Origin of the sequence: Neisseria sp. HMSC073G10, from assembly GCF_001812605.1 — a bacterium.
Classification (GTDB): domain Bacteria; phylum Pseudomonadota; class Gammaproteobacteria; order Burkholderiales; family Neisseriaceae; genus Neisseria; species Neisseria subflava_A.
This window is the reverse complement of record NZ_KV809505.1, coordinates 43,313-64,182: the sequence shown is the minus strand read 5'-3', so window position 1 is coordinate 64,182 and position 20,870 is coordinate 43,313. Positions and strand designations below refer to the sequence as shown.

General features: G+C 51.3%; 19 protein-coding genes. 12 read left to right on the top strand and 7 right to left on the bottom strand.

Annotated elements, in window-relative coordinates; translation table 11 throughout:
* Positions 1 to 54 precede the first annotated feature (54 nt).
* The 3 genes from HMPREF2865_RS03445 to HMPREF2865_RS03435 are packed head-to-tail and all read left to right on the top strand — an operon-like array spanning position 55 to position 2,071.
* Positions 55 to 345 (top strand): acyl carrier protein, encoded by a 291-nt coding sequence (locus tag HMPREF2865_RS03445; protein ID WP_063068421.1) that lies wholly within the window; start codon positions 55 to 57, stop codon positions 343 to 345.
* Positions 342 to 1,400, top strand: coding sequence for a beta-ketoacyl synthase N-terminal-like domain-containing protein (locus HMPREF2865_RS03440; protein ID WP_070645622.1), 1,059 nt, complete (start codon positions 342 to 344; stop codon positions 1,398 to 1,400). Before HMPREF2865_RS03445 ends, HMPREF2865_RS03440 begins: the two co-directional genes overlap by 4 nt.
* A complete protein-coding gene (locus tag HMPREF2865_RS03435) occupies positions 1,382 to 2,071 on the top strand; it encodes a hypothetical protein (protein WP_070459619.1) in 690 nt (229 codons plus the stop codon). Before HMPREF2865_RS03440 ends, HMPREF2865_RS03435 begins: the two co-directional genes overlap by 19 nt.
* Before the next feature lie 110 nt (positions 2,072 to 2,181).
* Here the strand turns inward: HMPREF2865_RS03435 and HMPREF2865_RS03430 are convergent, their stop codons facing one another.
* The 3 genes from HMPREF2865_RS03430 to cyaY form a co-directional block, all read right to left on the bottom strand.
* Positions 2,182 to 3,495 (bottom strand): hypothetical protein, encoded by a 1,314-nt coding sequence (locus HMPREF2865_RS03430; RefSeq protein WP_070645620.1) that lies wholly within the window; start codon positions 3,493 to 3,495, stop codon positions 2,182 to 2,184.
* A 184-nt stretch (positions 3,496 to 3,679) separates the two neighbouring features.
* Positions 3,680 to 4,186 carry an S-ribosylhomocysteine lyase gene (luxS, locus tag HMPREF2865_RS03425; protein ID WP_070645619.1) on the bottom strand — a complete coding sequence of 169 codons (507 nt, stop codon included), beginning with the start codon at positions 4,184 to 4,186 and terminating at the stop codon, positions 3,680 to 3,682.
* A 54-nt stretch (positions 4,187 to 4,240) separates the two neighbouring features.
* On the bottom strand, positions 4,241 to 4,564 hold the full coding sequence (gene cyaY, locus HMPREF2865_RS03420) for an iron donor protein CyaY (protein ID WP_070645617.1): 324 nt from the start codon (positions 4,562 to 4,564) through the stop codon (positions 4,241 to 4,243).
* A gap of 71 nt (positions 4,565 to 4,635) precedes the next feature.
* Between cyaY and HMPREF2865_RS03415 the strand changes: the two genes are divergently transcribed.
* Both HMPREF2865_RS03415 and lysA read left to right on the top strand, forming a co-directional pair.
* Complete coding sequence (locus HMPREF2865_RS03415; protein ID WP_070585219.1) at positions 4,636 to 4,806, top strand: LPS translocon maturation chaperone LptM; 171 nt, start codon at positions 4,636 to 4,638, stop codon at positions 4,804 to 4,806.
* A gap of 16 nt (positions 4,807 to 4,822) precedes the next feature.
* Positions 4,823 to 6,043 carry a diaminopimelate decarboxylase gene (lysA, locus tag HMPREF2865_RS03410; RefSeq protein ID WP_070645615.1) on the top strand — a complete coding sequence of 407 codons (1,221 nt, stop codon included), beginning with the start codon at positions 4,823 to 4,825 and terminating at the stop codon, positions 6,041 to 6,043.
* A 102-nt stretch (positions 6,044 to 6,145) separates the two neighbouring features.
* Here lysA and HMPREF2865_RS03405 read toward each other — a convergent pair whose 3' ends face one another.
* Both HMPREF2865_RS03405 and HMPREF2865_RS03400 read right to left on the bottom strand, forming a co-directional pair.
* The gene (locus HMPREF2865_RS03405) at positions 6,146 to 6,373 is read right to left on the bottom strand and encodes a SlyX family protein (RefSeq protein ID WP_004518924.1); all 228 of its coding nucleotides are present in this window, start codon (positions 6,371 to 6,373) and stop codon (positions 6,146 to 6,148) included.
* 1 nt (position 6,374) lies between these two features.
* The gene (locus HMPREF2865_RS03400; RefSeq protein WP_049335972.1) at positions 6,375 to 7,748 is read right to left on the bottom strand and encodes a Na+/H+ antiporter family protein; all 1,374 of its coding nucleotides are present in this window, start codon (positions 7,746 to 7,748) and stop codon (positions 6,375 to 6,377) included.
* Between the two features lie 349 nt (positions 7,749 to 8,097).
* On the opposite strand from HMPREF2865_RS03400, the gene HMPREF2865_RS03395 reads away from it, so the two are divergent.
* Positions 8,098 to 9,417, top strand: a complete 1,320-nt coding sequence (locus HMPREF2865_RS03395; RefSeq protein ID WP_070645613.1) for an MFS transporter — start codon at positions 8,098 to 8,100, stop codon at positions 9,415 to 9,417.
* A 316-nt stretch (positions 9,418 to 9,733) separates the two neighbouring features.
* Positions 9,734 to 12,349 carry a bifunctional acetaldehyde-CoA/alcohol dehydrogenase gene (gene adhE / locus HMPREF2865_RS03390; protein WP_070587983.1) on the top strand — a complete coding sequence of 872 codons (2,616 nt, stop codon included), beginning with the start codon at positions 9,734 to 9,736 and terminating at the stop codon, positions 12,347 to 12,349.
* A gap of 78 nt (positions 12,350 to 12,427) precedes the next feature.
* On the opposite strand, the gene leuS is transcribed toward adhE, so the two are convergent.
* Positions 12,428 to 15,058, bottom strand: a complete 2,631-nt coding sequence (leuS, locus tag HMPREF2865_RS03385; protein ID WP_070645611.1) for a leucine--tRNA ligase — start codon at positions 15,056 to 15,058, stop codon at positions 12,428 to 12,430.
* A 469-nt stretch (positions 15,059 to 15,527) separates the two neighbouring features.
* Between leuS and dnaJ the strand changes: the two genes are divergently transcribed.
* The 3 genes from dnaJ (at position 15,528) to HMPREF2865_RS03370 (ending at position 18,225) form a co-directional block, all read left to right on the top strand.
* Positions 15,528 to 16,697 (top strand): molecular chaperone DnaJ, encoded by a 1,170-nt coding sequence (dnaJ, locus tag HMPREF2865_RS03380; protein WP_070645609.1) that lies wholly within the window; start codon positions 15,528 to 15,530, stop codon positions 16,695 to 16,697.
* Between the two features lie 297 nt (positions 16,698 to 16,994).
* Positions 16,995 to 17,573, top strand: coding sequence for a TMEM165/GDT1 family protein (locus tag HMPREF2865_RS03375; RefSeq protein ID WP_070645607.1), 579 nt, complete (start codon positions 16,995 to 16,997; stop codon positions 17,571 to 17,573).
* Position 17,574: 1 nt separating this feature from the next.
* Positions 17,575 to 18,225: a TIGR01621 family pseudouridine synthase gene (locus HMPREF2865_RS03370; protein ID WP_070645605.1), complete on the top strand. Its 651-nt coding sequence runs from the start codon at positions 17,575 to 17,577 to the stop codon at positions 18,223 to 18,225.
* 73 nt (positions 18,226 to 18,298) lie between these two features.
* Here the strand turns inward: HMPREF2865_RS03370 and HMPREF2865_RS03365 are convergent, their stop codons facing one another.
* Positions 18,299 to 19,225 (bottom strand): LysR family transcriptional regulator, encoded by a 927-nt coding sequence (locus HMPREF2865_RS03365; RefSeq protein ID WP_070504237.1) that lies wholly within the window; start codon positions 19,223 to 19,225, stop codon positions 18,299 to 18,301.
* A gap of 175 nt (positions 19,226 to 19,400) precedes the next feature.
* Here HMPREF2865_RS03365 and HMPREF2865_RS03360 point away from each other — a divergent pair, with 175 nt between their 5' ends.
* Together HMPREF2865_RS03360 and petA are read left to right on the top strand one after the other, a co-directional pair.
* Entirely contained in the window at positions 19,401 to 20,150 is a 750-nt protein-coding gene (locus HMPREF2865_RS03360; protein WP_070645603.1) for a Nif3-like dinuclear metal center hexameric protein, read from the top strand.
* Positions 20,151 to 20,273: 123 nt separating this feature from the next.
* A complete protein-coding gene (gene petA, locus HMPREF2865_RS03355; RefSeq protein ID WP_070459589.1) occupies positions 20,274 to 20,855 on the top strand; it encodes a ubiquinol-cytochrome c reductase iron-sulfur subunit in 582 nt (193 codons plus the stop codon).
* Positions 20,856 to 20,870 lie beyond the last annotated feature (15 nt).

Here is a 20,870-nt window from a genome sequence, read left to right as displayed (position 1 = left end):
AGGTTTATCTAAAACAAGCTGTTGCTTCATGAGATCAAAATGGGAGTTTAAAAAATGTCTTACACCTTTACACTGGCCGAGCACGAGCTGGAAGCGGAATTGAAAAAGCTAATCGTGCAAGAGGCCGATAAGGCCGACGATGTGGATATGGATGATTTCACCGACGATGCACTTTTGTTTGGCGATGGCAGTCCGGTCGGTTTGGATTCGCTTGATGCGCTGCAAATCAGCGTTGCCTTGCAACAGTATTTCCAAGTGCGTCTGCAGGGCGACCGGATGGTGCGCAAACATATGATGTGCGTACGCGATTTGGCGGCGTTTATCCGTGCGGAGCATGGCGCGTGAGTTGGGTTTGCGGTACGGCGGCCACTTCTGCCTTGAATCCGCAAACGGATTTCAGACGACCTGATGCGGTGTCTTATACGTTTTTAAACCAACCGCAGCAGGCTGCTTATTTTCGTGCATTCGCCGGCGACAGTTTGGGGCGGAAGGAATTTGCGGATATCGCCGAACAACATTTGCGCCGAGCCGCCGAAAATGCAGGCTGGCCGTCTGAAAGCTGGCACGATACGCCGGTGTTTATCGGTTCCAGTTCCTATTCCATCTCCGAATATGAAAACCGCCATTTTGCGGGTAATAGGGCGGTAGAGGAACACAATCTGCTTTATCTTGCCGAAGATTTGCGCCGGCGTAGCGGTAATCGGCAGATTTTCAGTTTCGCTACTGCCTGCACTTCATCTGCCCATGCGCTGATTCAGGCGGATAATTGTTTGCGCGGCGGGGCGGAGCGCGCCTTTGTGCTTGGTATTGAAAACCTCAACCGGCTGACTTTGCTGCATTTTCACAGCTTGGGTTTGCTGGCCGAGCAGTATCGGCCTTTTGGCGGAAATGGTTTGATTTTAGGCGAAGGTGTTGCCGCGCTTGCTTTATCTTCCGCTGCTCCCGAATCTTCTTCAGGCCGTCTGAAACTTATCGGACACGCCGCCAATACAGGCAATGACCTGATTCAAAGCGATGGCCAAGCACAAGAGCAGGTGATGCGACGCGCTTTGGGTGTTGCAGGCATCGCTCCTGAAAGCATTGCGGTCGTTAAAACACACGGCATCGGCACGGCTGACAGCGATGCCGCCGAATTGGCCGCACTGGAAAATATATTCGGTACACTGCCCCCTTTGATGGCATTCAAGCCGCAAATCGGACACACGCTTGGCGCAACGGCAGCCCTTGAAACAGCCCTGCTTTTATCCGCTTTAAAACAAGGTGGAAGCAGCGATTATCAGGGGTGGAAAATTCGTTTTTCCGAATGCGCGGCTTCACAAAAAGGCGGTTTTTTTTGTTTGGCCAATCAATTTGGTTTTGGCGGCAGCAACACATCTTTGGTATGGCAATGGCAACCGTAAATTCTAATATCCGTATTACTGCCGCTGTGCGTTTTGATACTGACGCCGGCACCAGCGGCAAAATCCTCAAACAAACCTTAAAGCAGCAAAGCGGTATAGATACCCGCCGCCTCAGCCGTTTGAGTTTGATTGCCGCGCTTGGTGCAGGGCAACTGAAGGAACAAAGCGAAATCTGCTCTGATTGCGCTGTTTTTCTCGGTACGCCGTTTTCTTCGCCATCCGTGTTTGAAAAAATGGCAGACAATGTGCTGAACCATCACGCCGCGATGCCGTTTGACTTTATTGCCAACCTGCACAACTCCCCCGTTTTTCATGCCGCGCAAGCTTTAGGCACGCATGGTGCAACTTTGGTCGTTGTTGCCGACAATAATATGGATACTTGCTTTCATCCATTATTACTGGCGATGCAATCTGTGCAAAATGGCGGACAAGCTGCGGTTGGTTGGGCATATGAACATCAAGCAGTCCGTGCCGATACCCATGAAGGCAGTATTTGGATTTTGCTTGAAAACGGTGCAGAGCAGGGTGTTCCCGTTGTGTTGAATGATGAAGGTACTCAGACTGATAGGCCGTCTGAAAAGCCGCAATATTATTGGCAAAATATCGCCGATTGGCTAGAAGCAGTAATGGCGCACGAGGGTAGGGATGTGAAGAAATATACTTTGGCGTGATGGGGAAAATGATTTTAGAGAATGAGTTTGTTTGTTGAAGTAAATAGGTTATAAGCCATTAAAAAGGCCGTCTGAAAATATTTTCAGACGGCCTTTTGTATAAAAACCAATCAACGAGACATCTCACCTTGAATAGCGCGGATATTCGCTTGACGGGCGTTGATGGTACGGGTCAGTTGTTGGATTTTAATTTGATCGCCTTTTTGTTTGGCCGCATTCAGCTGTGTTTGAAGGCGGATGATAGCGGTCTGTTCGTTGCGAATTTCCCCTTGTAATACCTGTTTACGTGTTTCTTTAGGTTTGGGTTGTGGTGCAGCAATGGTTGCAGGAATGGTACGAATCGGTGCTTTGCGGCGGATGTCTTGCTGGCTATTTTGCTTGGCCTGGCGTTTCTGTATGCTGTTGCGTAGGAGGATATTCAGACGCGGATTAGCAGCTGCGGCAGTATTGGTAACGCCACCGATCGGACCATTTAGCAGAATTTTGATGTCGTTATCGACATCTTTATCGCTGAAGAGTGCATCAGTGGTTGGTCCATATGCTTTGGGCAATGGGGTTTTGGTAGGCTTCGTTGGAGTTGCTGCCGCTGGTATGGGTTCGGTCGGCTTGACCGAGTCTGTCAGTGCGAAAATCTCGGTTGTAGATCCTGTTAATATATTGGTTTTGTCGGACGATGCAGAAGAGTTTTCAGCGTTAAGTGGTTTGGTTACTGTTTTTTTAATATTGGTTGTGCGGTTTATCGATGTTTTGGAAACAGTTTGTTCTGTGTGTGTAACTTCAGTTTTGGCCGGTTCTTCGGCCGTTGTACTTTTTGCTGTCTTGTTGTCCAATGGCTCCAAATCTAGAGAATGATTCAGGAATTGGGTGGTGGTAGCTTGGTCAGTGTGCACGTTCGGGGCGGCGAGAGTTTGGGTAGATGTCTGCTCAGTATGAGGAGAGAAAAAGCTATCCGATCTATGACTTTCCTGAGGGGTAGTTTGTGTCTGAGCGATAGGTGCAGAGGGGTATATTTGAACAACAGGTGTGGTATTGAATATGGCGAAAGTATTAACGGGATATTGCTTGGTTTCAACAGGAGCTATTGCCGTTTGTGTTTCTATAACAGGAACATAGTGATCAGCTGTTGATCTAGTAGTTTTTTGGTTTGTTACTCCTGTTTTATCGAAAATGTTCTGTGTTCCAACCAATTTCGGATCTGTTTGTTGCTCTGTAAGAGTCGAATTCAAATTTAGCTGCTCAGCGTTTGTTTGAAATACATTTGTTTCTACTGGACTGTACGAATCGGTAACGCGGCAGGTATTGTTGATCTGGTGTGAGGTATAAACGGTGATGCCTTCAACATTGCAGACATACTCGGCAGCATTAGCGGCGGCGGGGAGGGTCAGGCTGAGGGCAATGGCGGTTTTGCAGAAAAACGGTTTCATAAAGGCAATAGAATCAGGTTGTTTGTTTAAAGTGTAATTATACTATGTACACTGTCAGCATCCGCCAACTTATTTTTAGGCAGTGTAAAACTGTGGCTGAAAGGTTGAAAATTGGAATAAAAGGTCTTAGGCCGTCTGAAACTTGTCATATAAAGTTTCAGACGGCCTTTGCTGTCATGGCGGATTAAGCGTTCAACAGGCTTTCGTCCAATGTCAGCTCTTCGTTTTTATTGACGGCGACTTTGCGTGCCAAAACGTTTTGGGCGATTTCGTGCGCTTCGGCAAGCGAGTGCATCAGATAAGTACCGCATTGATATTCGTTCAGCTCGGGGATTTTGCTTTGGTCTTGAACGGTCAAAACATCCTGCATTGAAGCGAGCCATGCGTCGGCCACTTTTTGCTCGTCGGGCGTACCGATGAGGCTCATGTAGAAACCGGTGCGGCAACCCATCGGGGAAATGTCGATGATTTCAATGCCGTCGCCGTTTAAGTGGTCGCGCATAAAGCCTGCGAACAGGTGTTCCAGCGTATGAATGCCTTTTTCAGGCAGGATTTCTTTGTTAGGAATGCAGAAACGCAGGTCAAACACGGTAATAGTGTCGCCTTTGGGTGTGGTCATGGTTTTTGCCACGCGTACGGCAGGGGCGTGCATACGGGTGTGGTCGACTTTGAAACTGTCTAGTAGGGGCATTTGGGTGTCCTTTGAGGTAAATAGATTTTTAGCTAGGGATATTTGAACACTGAATCACAATTCTGCAATCTCAACTGCTTCGCCCGAAGCTGCGCTCAGTGCTTCGTTTAAAACGTCGTAGAAATCGCGACTGTCGCGTGTTGCCAGCCATTTGCCGTTTTGCTCGGCGAAATGGTAGCCGCCGCTTTTGGTGGCAATCCACAATTCTTGGTTGGGCGTGTGGCGGTTAACGATGATTTGCGTGCCGTCTTCGGCTTCGATGGTCAGCACGTTTCCGGCAAACTGGCAGTCGAAATCCCAGCCGTTTTCGTCGATTTGGTCTTCGATGTGTTCGAACAATTCTTCGCTCATGCGGATGAATTCGCTTTCGGTCATCATGGCTTTTTATGTGGTTTTTGTTTAAGATACCGAATCTTGCCACATTCGTAATGATGAAGAAAGTTTTACTGATGAAATACGGCGTATTTTTTGCAGCGGCAACGGTTCTGCTGCTCTCTGCCTGCGGCTACAAAGGCGATCTCTACCTGCCCAAAGAAGGCGACAAGGCGCGCTTCGGCGTGATTCAAACCGGCTTGAAATTCGATACGGCCAAAGAACCGACCACTCAAACCAACGATTAAAAAATATTTCAGAAACATGACCTTATTCTGCGAACAACTCCCTTATACACACCTTGCCGAAGAGTTTGGTACGCCGCTTTATGTGTACAGCAAATCTGCGCTGACCGAGGCGTTTGAAAACTACCAAACCGCGTTTGCTGCTTTGAATCCGCTTGTCTGCTACGCGGTTAAAGCGAATGGCAACCTGAGCATCATCAAACACTTTGCTTCTTTGGGGAGCGGGTTTGACATTGTGTCCGGCGGCGAGTTGGCGCGTGTTTTGGCGGCAGGCGGCGATGCGGCGAAAACGATTTTTTCCGGTGTGGGCAAGAGTGAGGCAGAAATTGAATTTGCGCTGAATGCAGGCGTGAAATGCTTCAATATGGAAAGCATTCCTGAAATCGACCGCATTCAGAAAGTTGCCGCGCGCTTGGGTAAAGTCGCTCCGGTTTCCCTGCGCATCAACCCCGATGTCGACGCCAAAACCCACCCTTATATCTCCACCGGCCTGAAGGCCAACAAATTCGGTATTGCCTATGCCGATGCGCTTGAGGCTTATCGTCATGCTTCCCGACAAAGCCATTTGAAAATTGTCGGTATCGACTGCCATATCGGCTCGCAACTGACCGATCTCAGCCCGCTTGTCGAAGCCTGCGAACGTATCTTGGCCTTGGTTGACCAACTGGCAGACGAAGGCATTGTGTTGGAACACTTGGACTTGGGCGGCGGTGTCGGCATTGTTTACCAAGATGAAAATGTGCCTGATTTGGGCGCGTATGCCCAAGCCGTTCAAAAACTGATGGGTACACGCCGTCTGAAACTGGTTCTCGAGCCAGGCCGCAGTTTGGTCGGCAATGCAGGTGCGTTGTTGACTCGCGTCGAGTTCGTCAAACATGGCGAAGAGAAAAACTTTGTGATGGTCGATGCGGCGATGAACGATTTGATGCGTCCGGCGCTTTATGATGCCTATCATCACATTGAAGCGGTCGAAACCAAAGACATTGAGCCTCTGACGGCCAATATCGTCGGCCCGATTTGCGAAACCGGCGACTTCCTCGGCAAAGACCGCACCATCGCCTGCGAAGAAGGGGATTTGCTGCTTATCCGCAGCGCCGGTGCGTATGGCTCAAGCATGGCGAGCAACTACAACACGCGCAACCGTGCGGCGGAAGTATTGGTTGACGGCAGCGGATACAAACTTATCCGCCAACGTGAAACCGTCGAGCAGCAAATGGCCAACGAATTGGCTTGTTTGTAAGGTTTGATTGTTTAAAAGGCCGTCTGAAAGCTTGATTGACTTTCAGACGGCCTTTGCTATGAAAGAAAAGGGCATGTATCAAACATGCCCTTTTTTAGTTTATCAATAATGCGGCGGAATCTCGTCGCGCAGGCTGTACGGTTCGCGTTCGCCGTTTGCGCCTTTGTCCTGCATCCGTTGATACAGAAGCCGCAACTGACCTTGTTGCAAATCCAAAGCCTGTTGCATCTTGGCGATGGTGTCGTTCAGGCTGCCGATTAAATCTTCCTGCAAGGCCGTCTGAATTTCCAGCTCGGTGACGCGGTGTTCCAATTCCTGAATATCGCTCATATTACAGCACCATCGCGGCAATCCAGCCTGCAACCATCAGCGGGATATTGTAGTGGATAAAGGTCGGGATAACCGAATCGCGGATGTGGTCGTGCTGACCGTCGGCATTCAAACCCATGGTCGGACCGAGTGTCGAGTCGGAAGCGGGGGAACCCGCATCGCCCAGCGCGCCTGCCGTGCCGACGATGGCCACGGTAGCCATTGGGGAGAAGCCCAAGCTGATGCACAAAGGCACATAAATCGCGGTAATAATCGGCAAGGTGGAGAAAGACGAGCCGATGCCCATGGTTACCAGCAGGCCGACAAACAGCATGGTAAAGGCGGCCATGCCTTTATTGCTTCCGAACAAAGCCATGCTGTGTTCGACCAAAGGCTGAATCTCGCCGGTCGCGTTCATGACGGCGGCAAAACCTTGCGCCGCAATCATAATAAAGCCGACCATCGCCATCATTTTGATGCCTTCGCCGAACACATCGCTGGCGGCGGAGCGGTTCATCACGCCCAACATCATAAACACGGCAAAGCCCAACATCGCGCCCAATACCAGCGAACCATCGTACGAAAGCTGAATGGCAAAACACACGGCAATCGCCACGGCCGCCACCAAGCTGCGATAGGTTGAAGGCTCTTGTTGTTGCACTGCTGCGCGGTTGTCTTCCGTGTCAGTGGTATTGTTTTGATAAATGCGCGGCTTGCGGTAGTGCAAAAAGGCCAGCAGCAAGCCGGACACCATGCCCAAAGCCGGAATCGCCATTGCATGCATCACATTGATGCCGCTGGTGTCCATGCCTGCCGAGCGGATATTGCCCAACATGATGTCGTTCAAGAAGATGGCGCCAAAACCGTAAGGCAGAAACATATAAGTCGTTACCAAACCAAACGTAATCACGCAGGCCACCAAGCGGCGGTCGAGTTTCAAACGGTTGAATACCAACAGCAGCGGCGGAATAATCATCGGGATAAACGCGATATGAATCGGCACAACGTTTTGGCTCATCACGCCCATGCACAAAATAATCGCCAGCAGCAGCCATTTGACCGCGCCTTCGCCTTTCGCATTGCCTTCACCGCCGTTGAGTTTGCGGATAATCACGCCGGCGAGCTGTTGCGGCAGGCCGGAATGCGTGATGGCCATGGCAAACGCGCCGAGCATGGCATAAGACAGCGCGATTTGCGCCCCGCCTTTCAGGCCTTCGTTAAAAACAGGAATAATCCCTTGCTGCACCACATCGCCGGCCGCGTTGGTTACATTTTCCAAAGGCATACCGGCCACCAAGCCGCCGACAAACGCGCCGACAGCCAAGCTGAGCACCACATGCACGCGCGATAAAGACAGCACAAGCATGATGATGACCGCAATTACAACCGCATTCATATCGTTCTCCGTTGTTTCAGACGGCCTGTTATGTAAAAACAGGCAATCATCTGTTTACATATTACAAATAAACATCATAACCCAAGCATGAAGCCTTTGCAAAAAACGGCAGGCCGTCTGAAACCCGGAGCATCGGTTTCAGACGGCCTGCCGTTAACCCTTATTCAGAGTTTTAATAGGGCGTGCGGTTCTGGCGATAAAAATATCTAAAAAACACGCGCTTCCTATTCTTTGCATATGGTACCAATGTTAAAATCGATACAATGTCTTGGTTTTAGGTTTGTTACTGAAATTAAAGCATTTATTGATAAAACCCAATTCAATAATACGCAAACAAAGGAAAGAAACTATGGATATTCTGACACGGCTGCACAATCTGCCGCCTTCCCGATTTCATTACAAACTTCTGGTCTTGGTCGGCATAGGTTGGCTGTTTGATGCCATGGATACAGGCTTGGTGTCGTTTGTATTGCCTGCTTTGGGCAAAGATTGGGCGTTGGCTCCGGCGCAGTTAGGCTGGATTGTCAGCATTGCCTTTGTCGGCATGGCTTTGGGCGCGGTATTTAGCGGCTGGCTGGCGGACAGGTTCGGACGGAAAACCGTTTTTGCCGGCACGATGGTGGTGTACAGCATTGCCACAGGTTTGTGCGCGCTTGCGCCTGATTTGACGGTTTTGCTGGTGTGCCGCTTTTTTGTCGGCGTCGGCTTGGGAGGTCAACTGCCCGTCGCCGTGTCGCTGGTCAGCGAATATGCGCCGCCGAAAGTACGCGGCCGTTTTATTGTTTTGCTGGAAAGCTTTTGGGGCTTGGGCTGGCTCTCAGCCGCGCTGGTGTCTTATTTCTTTATTCCGCAGACCGGCTGGCACAGCGCGTTTTTATTTGGCGCCTTGCCCCTGTTTTATGTGCCGTTGGTGTTGAAATTCGTTCCCGAATCCGTGCCTTACCTGCTTTCCCGCGGCAAAACCAACGAAGCGCACCATTTAGTATCCGCGCTGGAAATTCAATCGGGCATAACGCCTCCGATAGAAGCCGTTGCCGCACCGGCCGCCCCGCGTGAACGCATCCGCTTCTTCCAACTTTGGCAACATCCGTTTGCACGGCGCACGCTGATGCTGTGGCTGGTTTGGTTCGGCATCGTGTTTTCGTATTACGGCATTTTTACTTGGTTGCCCAAACTGCTGGTCGAGCAGGGCAATACCGTGGTCAAAACCTTTGAATATGTGTTGGTGATGATTGTTGCGCAACTGCCCGGCTATATAGCTGCCGCGGCTTTGGTGGAGAGAATCGGCCGCAAAGCAACGCTGGCAGGCTTCCTGGCCGCTTGCGCCGTGTGCGCATGGTTTTTCGGGCAAAGCACCACTGCGGCCGAAGTCATGGTTTGGGGTAGCCTGATGTCCTTCTTCAACTTGGGCGCATGGGGCGTTTTGTACACCTACACCCCCGAACTCTACCCCTTGCGCTTCCGTGCCTTCGCATCCGGCTGGGCAGGCGCCATCGGCCGTATCGGCGGCATACTCGCCCCCATGGTAGTAGCGGCGATGGTAGGCAATAGCGGCGGCTTCGGCAATATCTTTATGATGTTTGCCCTGGTTATGCTGCTGATTGTGGCGGTAATCTTGGTATTGGGTGAAGAAACCAAAGGCCGTACGCTGGAAGACATCAGCCAATAAAAGGCAAAGCAAAAAAGGCCGTCTGAAAAAATATTTTCAGACGGCCTTTTTATTTGCGTCTGTAATTTTAATACATCAATTTTCTGTTTTTATCTTAATTACTGAGGAAAGCGACGAAGAATAACCGTCTTTGTTTTCGTATAGATAAAAATATTATACTTCAAAGAATTAAAATGAATAAACGATAAAATGGCCGTCTGAAAAGTTCAATCATGGTTTGTGATTTAGGTCAAAGCAAAATGTAACTAAATTACCTATAGTTATCGTAGTGAAAATTTATTGACCTTATTGCCACCTTTTATTAAGGAGATACACCATGAACGCATCAGCCGACAACGTCGTCAGCCCAGCCGTAGCCGAGGTAAACAGCCTGGTTGAAAAGGGTTTACGGGCGTTGGATGAGTTTCTTAAGTTGGATCAGGAGCAGATTGATTTTATTGTTGCCAAAGCCTCTATCGCCGCGCTGGACAAACATGGTGTACTCGCCATGCACGCGGTGGAAGAAACGGGACGCGGCGTGTTTGAGGATAAGGCGACGAAAAACCTGTTTGCCTGCGAAAACGTCGTGCGCCGCCTGCGTGATTTGAAAACCGTAGGCGTCATCAGTGAAAACGATGTAACCGGTATTACTGAAATTGCCGATCCGGTCGGCGTGGTTTGCGGTATTGTGCCGACAACCAATCCGACTTCCACCACTATTTTCAAATCCTTGATTGCGCTGAAAACCCGCAATCCGATTATTTTCTCGTTCCACCCGTCCGCCCAGCAATGTTCCGCCCATGCCGCGCGTATTGTGCGCGATGCGGCGATTGCGGCCGGTGCGCCGGAAAACTGTATCCAGTGGATTGAAAAGCCGTCTATGGAAGGCACTTCCGCGCTGATGAAGCATCCGGGCGTGGCAACGATTTTGGCGACCGGCGGCAATGCGATGGTGGAAGCCGCGTATTCTTGCGGCAAACCTGCGCTCGGCGTAGGGGCGGGCAACGTACCTGCTTATGTTGAAAAAACGGCGGACATCAAACAGGTGGCGCACGATATTGTGATGTCGAAATCTTTCGACAACGGCATGGTGTGCGCCAGCGAGCAAGCGGTGATTGCCGATAAAGAGATTTACAAAGAGTTGGCCGAAGAGTTCAAATCTTACGGCGTGTACTTTGCCAACAAAAAAGAAAAAGCCATGCTCGAAGAATTTATCTTCGGCGTAACGGCGAATTGCGCCAGCTGCGGCGGGGCGAAACTCAATTCTGCGGTAGTGGGCAAACCGGCGGCATGGATTGCCGAGCAGGCCGGGTTTAAAGTCCCTGAAAAAACCAACATCATCATCGCCGAATGCCGCGAAGTCGGCCCGAACGAGCCGCTAACCCGCGAAAAACTTTCGCCTGTTTTGGCCATGATTAAGGCGGATTCGACCGAACAAGGTTTGAAGTTCGCCGAAGAAATGGTTGCCTTCGACGGTTTGGGACACTCTGCCGCCATCCATACCGCCGACGAAGAATTGGTCAAAACGTTCGGCTCCCGCGTCAAAGCCCTACGCGTGATTTGGAATTCGCCTTCCACCTTCGGCGGCATCGGAGACGTGTACAACGCCTTCCTGCCTTCTCTGACCCTCGGTTGCGGCTCTTACGGTAAAAACGCCGTCGGCGGTAACGTCAGCGCAGTCAATCTGTTAAACATCAAAAAAGTAGGCCGTCGGAGAAACAACATGCAATGGTTCAAAGTGCCCGCCAAAATCTATTTTGAACGCGATTCCATCCAATATCTGCAAGACATGAAAGACTGCGAAAAAGTCATGATTGTGACCGACCGTTCGATGGTTGACCTGGGCTTTGTCGATAAAATCACCCACCAACTGCATCAACGCAAAAACAAAGTGACCATCCAGCTGTTTACCGATGTCGAAGCCGATCCGAGCGTCCAAACCGTCTATAAAGGCACGGATTTGATGCGCAGCTTCCAGCCGGACACCATTATCGCGCTGGGCGGTGGCTCGCCGATGGATGCGGCCAAAGCCATGTGGCTCTTCTACGAGCAGCCGCAAGTCGATTTTGAAGACTTGGTACAAAAATTCATGGACATCCGCAAACGCGCGTTCCGCTTCCCTGAATTGGGCCGCAAAGCCAAATTTATCGGCATTCCTACCACATCGGGCACAGGCTCGGAAGTGACGCCGTTTACCGTCATCAGCGACGGCGACAAAAAATATCCGATTGCCGACTATTCGCTGACACCGACCATTTCGATTGTCGATCCTGCGTTTACCATGACCGTACCGGCAGGCGTAACCGCCGATACCGGTTTGGACGTACTGACCCACGCCGTAGAAGCCTACGTTTCCGTACTGGCGAACGACTTTACAGACGGCCTCGCCCTGCAAGCCATCAAGCTCGTGTTCCAATACCTCGAACGCTCCTACAAACACGGTGCGGCCGATCCTGAAGCGCGCGAACATATGCACAATGCCTCCACCATTGCAGGCATGGCGTTTGCCAATGCGTTCTTGGGCATCAACCACTCGATGGCACACAAAATCGGCGGCAAATATCACGTTCCGCACGGCCGTGCCAACGCCATCCTGCTGCCGCACGTCATCCGCTACAACGGTACGCGTCCGCAGAAAACCGCCACTTGGCCGAAGTACAACTACTACAAAGCCGACCTGAAATATCAGGAAATCGCCCGTACTTTAGGCCTGCCATGCAGTACACCGGCAGAAGGTGTCGAATCCTTCGCCCGCGCCTGCCATGAACTGGCAGTCAATGTCGGCATCAAAATGTCGTTGAAAGAGCAGGGAATCGATGAAAAAACCTTCCTCGACGGCAGAAAAGAGTTAGCCATGATGTCTTTTGAAGACCAATGCACCCCGGCCAACCCACGCCTCGCCATGGTGGCCGATATGGAAGAAATCCTGACCAAAGCTTATTACGGCGAATAAAATCGGGTAGATAAAAAGGCCGTCTGAAAACCAAGTTTCAGACGGCCTTTATCCGTATGGCTAAACCTTAAAAGCGGTTTAGACGACGATATTTATCAAGCGTCCGGGAACGACGATGATTTTCTTCGCAGGCTTGCCTTCCATGAATTTCACTGCGCCTTCGTTGGCAAGGGCGGCGGCTTCGAGGTCGGCTTTGGATGCGTCGGCGGCGACGGTGATTTTACCGCGCAGTTTGCCGTTGACTTGAACCATCACTTCGATTTCGGATTTGACCAAGGCGGCTTCATCGACTGTCGGCCAGCCTGCTTCCCACAGTTTCGCGCTGTTCAATTCGCTCCACAGGGTTTCGCAGATGTGCGGCACAATCGGCCACAGCAGGCGCACGGCGGCTTCCAATACTTCTTGGGCGACGGCGCGGCCTTGTTCGCCGTCGGTGTCGGTTTTGTCATATTGGTTGAGCAATTCCATCACGGCGGCGATGGCGGTGTTGAACTGCTGGCGGCGGCCGTAGTCGTCGCTGACTTTGGCGATGGTGGAATGCAGTTTGTGGCGCAGGTCTTTGAGTTCTTTAGACAAACCGTCTTGGTTGCCTGCGAACGCTTTGACTGCTTCGCCTTGCTTCAGGTATTCGTAAACGGTACGCCACAGACGGCGCAGGAAGCGGTGCGCGCCTTCGACGCCGCTGTCGCTCCATTCGAGGGACTGTTCGGGCGGTGCGGCGAACATCATGAACAGGCGGGCGGTGTCCGCGCCGTAGGCGTTGATCAGCTCTTGCGGATCAACGCCGTTGTTTTTGGACTTGGACATTTTTTCCGTGCCGCTGATGACGACAGGCAGGCCGTCTGCTTTCAGAACGGCGGAAACAGGGCGGCCTTTGTCGTCAAAAGTCAGCTCGACATCGGCAGGGTTGATCCAGTCTTTGCCGCCTTTGTCGTTTTCGCGGTAGTAGGTTTCGCAGACGACCATGCCTTGCGTGAGCAGGCGTTCAAACGGTTCGTCCACGCTGACCAAGCCTTCGTCGCGCATCAGTTTGGTGAAGAAACGCGCGTACAAGAGGTGCAGAATCGCGTGTTCGATGCCGCCGATGTATTGGTCGACCGCGCTCCAGTATTTCGCGGCGGCAGGATCGACCATGCCGTCTGAAAATTTGGGCGACATGTAGCGGAAGAAATACCAGCTCGATTCCATGAAGGTATCCATGGTGTCGGTTTCGCGTTTCGCCGCGCCGCCGCAACATGGGCAGGTGGTTTCGTAAAATTCGGGCATTTTTGCCAAAGGCGAACCCATGCCGTCGGGTACGACGTTTTCAGGCAAGACGACGGGCAGTTGGTCGGCTGGGACGGGGACGTCGCCGCATTTTTCGCAATGGACGATGGGAATCGGGCAGCCCCAGTAGCGTTGGCGCGAAATACCCCAGTCGCGCAGGCGGTATTGGGTTTTCGGTTCGCCCGCGTCTTGGCTTTGCAGCTTGGCGGCGATGGTGTCGAAGGCCGTCTGAAAATTCATGCCGTCCAAGTCGCCGCTGTTGACCAATACGCCGTTTTCTTTGTCGCCGTACCATTCTTGCCATTGGTTCGCATCGAATGCGTTATCGCCGACGGCAATGACTTGTTTTTTAGGAAGATTGTATTTGGTGGCGAACTCGAAATCGCGTTCGTCGTGCGCCGGAACAGCCATCACTGCGCCGTCGCCGTAGCCCCACAATACATAGTTGGCAATCCACACTTCCAGCTTGTCGCCATTGAGCGGGTTGACGACGTAGCGTCCGGTCGGCACGCCTTTTTTCTCCATCGTCGCCATATCGGCTTCGGCAACCGAGCCGGCTTTGCATTCGGCGATAAACTCTTGCAATTCGGGTTTGTCGGCGGCTGCGGCGGTTGCCAGCGGATGCTCGGCGGCAACGGCAACATAAGTCGCGCCCATCAGCGTGTCGGGACGGGTGGTATAAACTTGCAGGAATTTCGCGTAATCGCCTTCCAAACCTTGTTTGCTGTCGTCTGAAACGGCGAAGCGCACGGTCATGCCGCGAGATTTGCCGATCCAGTTGCGCTGCATGGTTTTGACTTGTTCCGGCCAGTGTTCCAGCTTGTCTAAATCGTTGAGCAGCTCTTCGGCGTAATCGGTGATTTTGAAGTAATACATCGGGATTTCGCGTTTTTCGATCAACGCGCCGGAACGCCAGCCGCGTCCGTCGATGACTTGCTCGTTGGCAAGGACGGTTTGGTCGATAGGGTCCCAGTTTACCGTGCCGTTTTTGCGATAGACGATGCCTTTTTCAAAAAGCTTGGTAAACAGCCATTGTTCCCAGCGGTAGTATTCGGGTTTGCAAGTGGCGACTTCGCGTTCCCAGTCAATCGCAAAACCCAGGCTTTTGAGCTGGGTTTTCATGTATTCGATGTTGTCGTACGTCCAAGCGGCAGGGGCGACGTTGTTTTTCATCGCCGCGTTTTCCGCCGGCATGCCGAACGCGTCCCAACCCATAGGCTGCATGACGTTGAAGCCGTTTAAGAGTTTGAAGCGGCTCAATACGTCGCCGATGGTGTAGTTGCGCACATGCCCCATGTGCAGCTTGCCGCTGGGGTAGGGGAACATGGAGAGGCAGTAGTATTTGGGTTTGGAAGCGTCTTCGGAGACGTTGAAAATACGGGCGTCATCCCATTTTTTCTGCGCCGCAGGCTCAATGGCGGCGGGTTGATATTGTTCTTGCATGATGTTTCGCTTTGTACAAAAGGCGTTGGAAAATAAAATCAAACGCAGATTATAGCGGATTCAGAAGCGGATTGCTTGTATCGTAACATCATGTCAAACCGCTTTGGCATTGTTGTTTCCCGTTTGTTTTTATATGGAGGAATGCAAACAATCAAAAGGCCGTCTGAAAACAGGGTTTCAGACGGTCTAAATATGAAACGGTTAACGGTAAGTCTGGCAGCGGTCATCATCAGCATCAGGCATAAAAAGGAAGCGTTTTTTTTCATCATGGAGGAAAATCTTTCTAATATAAAACAGTAGTATAGAGTCAAATATTCTTTCAATTTAAGGCCATTATCATGCTTTGACAAGGTAAGGGAAGTCGTCTGAAACAAAATTTTCAGACGGCCTTAAAAATATCGACTTGAGTTTTTTACCTTCCGCCCACATATCCGACCCAGTTCAAACTTATTCAAAACACTATCAAACTATGAGTACCCAAGATTTTTACGAAACCCTTGGTGTTGCCCGCAGCGCTAGCGACGATGAAATCAAAAAAGCCTACCGCAAGCTGGCAATGAAATACCATCCCGACCGCAACCCTGACAACAAAGAAGCGGAAGAAAAATTTAAAGAAGTCCAAAAAGCGTACGACACCTTGTCTGACAAGGAAAAACGTACCATGTACGACCAATACGGCCATGCCGCGTTTGAACAGGGCGCAGGTGCGGGCGGATTCGGTGGCTTTGGCGGTTTCGGCGGCCAAGGCGGATTCGGTGGCACGCAAGGCTTCGATTTTTCCGATATTTTCAGCCAAATGTTCGGCGGTGGCGGCAGCGCAGGCGGCCGTCAGCCGGATTACAGCGGCGCGGACTTGCAGGTCGGCATAGAGATTTCGCTTGAAGAAGCCGCTAAAGGCGTGAAAAAACGCATCAACATTCCGACTTACGAAGAATGTGATGTCTGCCACGGCTCAGGTGCCAAACCGGGCACATCCGCATCGACTTGTTCGACCTGTCACGGCTCAGGTACGGTGCACGTCCGCCAAGCCATTTTCCAAATGCAGCAGACTTGTCCGACTTGTCACGGTACAGGCAAAGAAATCAAAGATCCTTGCGTCAAATGCCGTGGCGAAGGCCGCACCAAAACCAGCAAAACGGTTGAAGTCAACATTCCGGCAGGCATCGACGACGGTCAACGCATCCGCTTGAGTGGCGAGGGCGAGCCGGGTCAACACGGCGCACCGGCAGGCGATTTGTACGTCAATGTCCGCGTGAGACAGCACAAAATCTTTGAGCGCAACGGCTTGGACCTGCATTGCGAACTGCCGATCAGCTTTGCCATTGCCGCATTGGGCGGCGAAGTCGAAGTGCCGACTTTGGACGGCAAAGTGAAACTGCACATTCCGAAAGAAACGCAAACCGGCCGCCGTATGCGCGTGAAAGGCAAAGGCATCAAGTCTCTGCGTTCCAGCTCGACTGGCGATTTGTACTGCCATATTTTGGTTGAAACACCGGTCAACCTGACCGACCGTCAGAAAGAGTTGCTGGAAGAATTTGAAAAAATCTCCTCCGGCCTCAATCTCAGCCAAACCCCGCGCAAAAAATCGTTTTGGGAAAAAGTAGGCGAAAAAGTAGGCGATTTGTTCTCCGATAATTAATCGCTGTGAAAAAGGCCGTCTGAAATCTGCTTGAATCAGGTTTCAGACGGCCTTTTGTTTTTCTTTTTGTTGCTTCAAGCCATGGTTTGCCTTACAATTCGCGCTTCACTCTTACGGGAGTAGCTATTCGGCGCAATGCCGAAACCGTTGTCAACATAATCGGCTTGTGCGGCCGTGGCAGCGGTATCTTCTCTGCTTTATCGGAAGACAGGCAAGACGTAAGCGTTGTCCATACCCTTGCGGGCGGTATGCACAGCGCTTTTTGTTTGCCCGCTTTTCGGTTGAGTATCTTAAATCATGGAAGCTTTTTTCTCCTCGACGCTGGGCGTTGCCATTGCCGAAATCGGCGATAAGACGCAATTGCTCGCGCTCTTTTTGGCTGCACGTTTTGCCCACAAAAACGCGATTGTTGCCGGTATTTTTATTGCAACCCTGTTGAACCATCTTGTTTCAGCCGCACTCGGTGTCTGGCTGGCATCCGCTATTTCGCCCGAAGTCATGAAATGGGTGGTCGGCGGCAGTTTTATTGCGGTCGGATTATGGCTGCTGTTGCCGGATAAAGACGAAGACCCTGATGGCAAATGGTTGAAATACGGCGCATTTACGGCGACGGTCGTCCTGTTTTTCTTGGCGGAAATCGGCGATAAAACGCAAATTGCGACGGTTCTTTTGGCGGCAAAATACCAATCTATCCTGCTGGTTGTGGTCGGCAGTATTGCCGGTTTGATGATTGCTTCTGTGCCTGCCGTGTATTTGGGCGAAATGCTGATGCGCAAAATTCCGGCCAAAGCAGTGCGCATTGTTGCGTGTATCTTGTTCTGCCTGCTGGGTATTTTGACTCTGCTTGGCGACGGTATTGTGTTGAAGGCCGTCTGAAATGTGGGACATTGTTTTTGAACACAAAGACTTTGTGGTCATCAATAAGCCTTGTGGGGTGTCGGTGCACAGCGAATCGGAAGGGGATGTTTGTCTGACCTCATCGCTGGCGCAGCAGCTCGGTGTTGAACGCGTGTGGCTGGTTCACCGATTGGATAAAGCCACGAGCGGCCTGTTGCTGTTTGCGTTAAACCATGACAGCGCGGCCGCTTTATCGGCGCAGTTTGCCGAGAAAACCATGCGTAAAACTTATTTGGCACTCGGTACGCACAAGCCGGCGAAAAAGCAGGGTTGGGTGAAAGGAGGTATGGCGCGTTCGCGGCGTGGTACATGGAAGCTGACGCGTGATGAGGATAATTTTGCCGTTACCCGTTTCAGCAGCCAAAGCCTGCAGCCCGGTTTGCGCCTGTTTGTGTTGCAACCGTTTACCGGCAAAACCCATCAGCTGCGCGTGGCCATGAAAAGCATAGGCAGTCCGATTTTGGGCGATACGCTGTATGGCGGCGATGAGGCGGAACATCTGTTTCTGCACGCTTGGCGTTTGGTTTTTGATTATCGCGGCGAGCATTTCGATATTCGGGTTACGCCTGATAAAACATGGCCGTCTGCAATCGATTTGTCAGCGTGTTTGGGCTTGGATGAGTCCGAATAGAAGCAGTGAGATTTTTTATATATTGAAAAGGCCGTCTGAAAATTGTTCAGACGGCCTTTTGATTGTTTCAAGTTTACATTTCTAATTCGCTCAAACCCGGCAAGTCGGCAAAACAGCGGTCGTGCGTGATTTGGCAGAAGTTGTCCAGATAGCCTTTGTTGGCATCTTCCGTACGAATGGCGGCATAAAGTTTGCTTTGCAGGCCGTCTGAAGTGATTTTGCGATGGACGACGTAGCCTTTTTCCAGATACGGCATGACCGTCCAATAGGGCAGGGCAGCGATGCCGCGTTTGCTGGCAACCAGCTGAATAATGGCAATGGTCAGCTCGCTGTGGCGGCGTGGTGGATTAATGCCTTTGGGCAGCAGCACTTTTTTAGGCAAATCCAGCATTTCGTCGGGGACGGGATAAGTAATCAAGGTTTCATCGATAAAATCTTCCGCTTCCCAAATGTCTTTGTCAGCAAGCGGGTGGTCTTCTGCGCAGATGCCGACCATTTCATAGGCAAACAGAGGGCGATAGCTGATGCCGTTGAGCGGCTCGGCTTCGGAAACGATGGCAAGGTCGGCACGGTGTTGCAGTAACAGCCCGACCGGATCGGCTTGGAAACCGGAAACGATGTCCAATTCAACTTGCGGCCATAAGGGGCGGAACTCGCCCATGGCAGGCATCAGCCAGTCGAAGCAGGTGTGGCATTCGACGGCAAGCCTGAGTTCGCCCGCTTCGCCTTCGATAATCCGCACCAAATCACGTTCGGCGGCGGCAACCTGCGGCAACAGCTCGCGTGCCAGTTGCAATAGGCGCATACCGGCCGGAGTGAAGCGCAAAGGTGTGGATTTACGTTCAAACAACGGCGTTTCGTAATAATTTTCCAAGGCGCGGATTTGGTGCGACAGGGCGGATTGGGTCAGGAAAACCCGTTTGGCGGCAAGGGAAACGCTGCCGGTTTCTTCTAAAGCCAGCAAGGTTTTGAGATGACGCAATTCGATAATAGAGTCCATGTGTTTTCAGACGGCCTGTAGGTAAGGTGGGGTATATTAAAATAATTCATGATGATGTGCAAATGATTAATGTTGGGAATGATTGCTGAAATCGGAATGTAAGAATTTGAGGCATAAACAGATTTTGCGGTTAGAATGCGAAGCTGTTTTTGAAGATAGATATAAGGAGCGGAATATGGCTTTACGCCGCGAAATTCTGGCTTGGTGTGATGAGACATTGCAGGTCGGGCTGTTTAAGGACTATGCGCCCAACGGTTTGCAGGTCGAAGGCAAAGAAGAAATTGCCAAAATCGCCACTTCGGTTACCGCCAGCAAAGCTGCAATCGATTTTGCCGTAGAGCAGGGGGCGGATCTGCTTTTGGTCCACCACGGCATGTTTTGGAAAAGCGAGCCTGTCACGATTACCGGTTGGAAAAAAGCACGCATTGAAACCTTGCTGCAACACCAAATCAATATGGCGGGCTACCATCTGCCACTGGATGCGCACCCGCAATTGGGCAATAACGCGCAGTTGGCCGAGAAACTCGATTGGGTGCTCGAAAAACAATTCGGCGAGCAAAATCTGTTGAATACAGGCCGCCTGAAAACCACGCAAACGCTGGCGCAGTTGTCTGAACGCATCGAGGCGGTATTCGGCCGCAAGCCGACCGTTATCGGCGATCTTGAACGCGAAATCAAACGTATTGCCTGGTGTAGCGGAGGTGCGCAGGGATTTTTTCAGACGGCCGCAGACGAAGGTGTCGATGCGTATCTGACCGGTGAAATTTCCGAAGCACAATATCATCTTGCCAACGAAACGGGTGTGGCATTTATCAGTGCCGGCCATCATGCGACAGAACGTTACGGCGTCCGCGCCTTAGGCGATGCCGTGGCAGAAAAATTCGGTATCGAAGTGGTTCACTTTGATGAAAACAACCCTGCCTGAGTATTGAGCAATATCATAAAAACTTTACCTTATTTTAAATAATGCTTTGAGTATTACAACAAACTAGGTAGAATTACGCTGTTTAATGGCTCGGTATTCCCAAAATTTTAGGACGACTGAATAATGGATAATCAAGAAATCAACAACGGTCGCCGCCGTTTCCTGACACTGGCTACATGCGGTGCAGGCGGTGTGGCGGCTCTGGGCGTAGCTACGCCTTTCGTGGCCAGCTTCTTCCCATCGGAGAAAGCTAAGGCTGCCGGTGCTGCTGTCGAAGTAGATGTCAGCAAAATCGAAGCAGGCCAAATGCTGACTGCCGAATGGCAGGGCAAACCGATTTGGCTGGTCAACCGCACAGATCAACAGCTCAAAGACTTGAAAAGTTTGGATGGCGCAGTTGTCGATCCCAATTCCGAAGTGGATCAGCAACCGGAATACGCTAAAAACGAGACCCGTTCGATCAAGCCGAACCTCCTCGTCGCTATCGGTATCTGTACCCACCTGGGTTGCTCTCCGACTTACCGTCCCGATATTGCTCCCGCCGACTTGGGTGCAGACTGGAAAGGCGGTTTCTTCTGCCCTTGCCACGGTTCGAAATTTGACATTGCAGGCCGAGTATACAAAGGTGTTCCTGCACCGACCAACTTGGTTGTACCGCCTTACAAATATCTGAGCGATACGACTGTTTTGGTGGGCGAAGACTAAAAATAAGGAACGATA

Coding starts and splice junctions, on each gene's coding strand:
- HMPREF2865_RS03375 (WP_070645607.1), top strand. CDS start 16,995: ATGGAAGCTTTTTTCTCCTCGACGCTGGGCGTTGCCATTGCCGAAATC.
- HMPREF2865_RS03445 (WP_063068421.1), top strand. CDS start 55: ATGTCTTACACCTTTACACTGGCCGAGCACGAGCTGGAAGCGGAATTG.
- petA (WP_070459589.1), top strand. CDS start 20,274: ATGGATAATCAAGAAATCAACAACGGTCGCCGCCGTTTCCTGACACTG.
- HMPREF2865_RS03360 (WP_070645603.1), top strand. CDS start 19,401: ATGGCTTTACGCCGCGAAATTCTGGCTTGGTGTGATGAGACATTGCAG.
- lysA (WP_070645615.1), top strand. CDS start 4,823: ATGACCTTATTCTGCGAACAACTCCCTTATACACACCTTGCCGAAGAG.
- HMPREF2865_RS03400 (WP_049335972.1), bottom strand. CDS start 7,748: ATGAATGCGGTTGTAATTGCGGTCATCATCATGCTTGTGCTGTCTTTA.
- HMPREF2865_RS03415 (WP_070585219.1), top strand. CDS start 4,636: ATGAAATACGGCGTATTTTTTGCAGCGGCAACGGTTCTGCTGCTCTCT.
- luxS (WP_070645619.1), bottom strand. CDS start 4,186: ATGCCCCTACTAGACAGTTTCAAAGTCGACCACACCCGTATGCACGCC.
- HMPREF2865_RS03435 (WP_070459619.1), top strand. CDS start 1,382: ATGGCAATGGCAACCGTAAATTCTAATATCCGTATTACTGCCGCTGTG.
- adhE (WP_070587983.1), top strand. CDS start 9,734: ATGAACGCATCAGCCGACAACGTCGTCAGCCCAGCCGTAGCCGAGGTA.
- HMPREF2865_RS03365 (WP_070504237.1), bottom strand. CDS start 19,225: ATGGACTCTATTATCGAATTGCGTCATCTCAAAACCTTGCTGGCTTTA.
- HMPREF2865_RS03395 (WP_070645613.1), top strand. CDS start 8,098: ATGGATATTCTGACACGGCTGCACAATCTGCCGCCTTCCCGATTTCAT.
- leuS (WP_070645611.1), bottom strand. CDS start 15,058: ATGCAAGAACAATATCAACCCGCCGCCATTGAGCCTGCGGCGCAGAAA.
- HMPREF2865_RS03370 (WP_070645605.1), top strand. CDS start 17,575: ATGTGGGACATTGTTTTTGAACACAAAGACTTTGTGGTCATCAATAAG.
- HMPREF2865_RS03405 (WP_004518924.1), bottom strand. CDS start 6,373: ATGAGCGATATTCAGGAATTGGAACACCGCGTCACCGAGCTGGAAATT.
- HMPREF2865_RS03430 (WP_070645620.1), bottom strand. CDS start 3,495: ATGAAACCGTTTTTCTGCAAAACCGCCATTGCCCTCAGCCTGACCCTC.
- cyaY (WP_070645617.1), bottom strand. CDS start 4,564: ATGATGACCGAAAGCGAATTCATCCGCATGAGCGAAGAATTGTTCGAA.
- dnaJ (WP_070645609.1), top strand. CDS start 15,528: ATGAGTACCCAAGATTTTTACGAAACCCTTGGTGTTGCCCGCAGCGCT.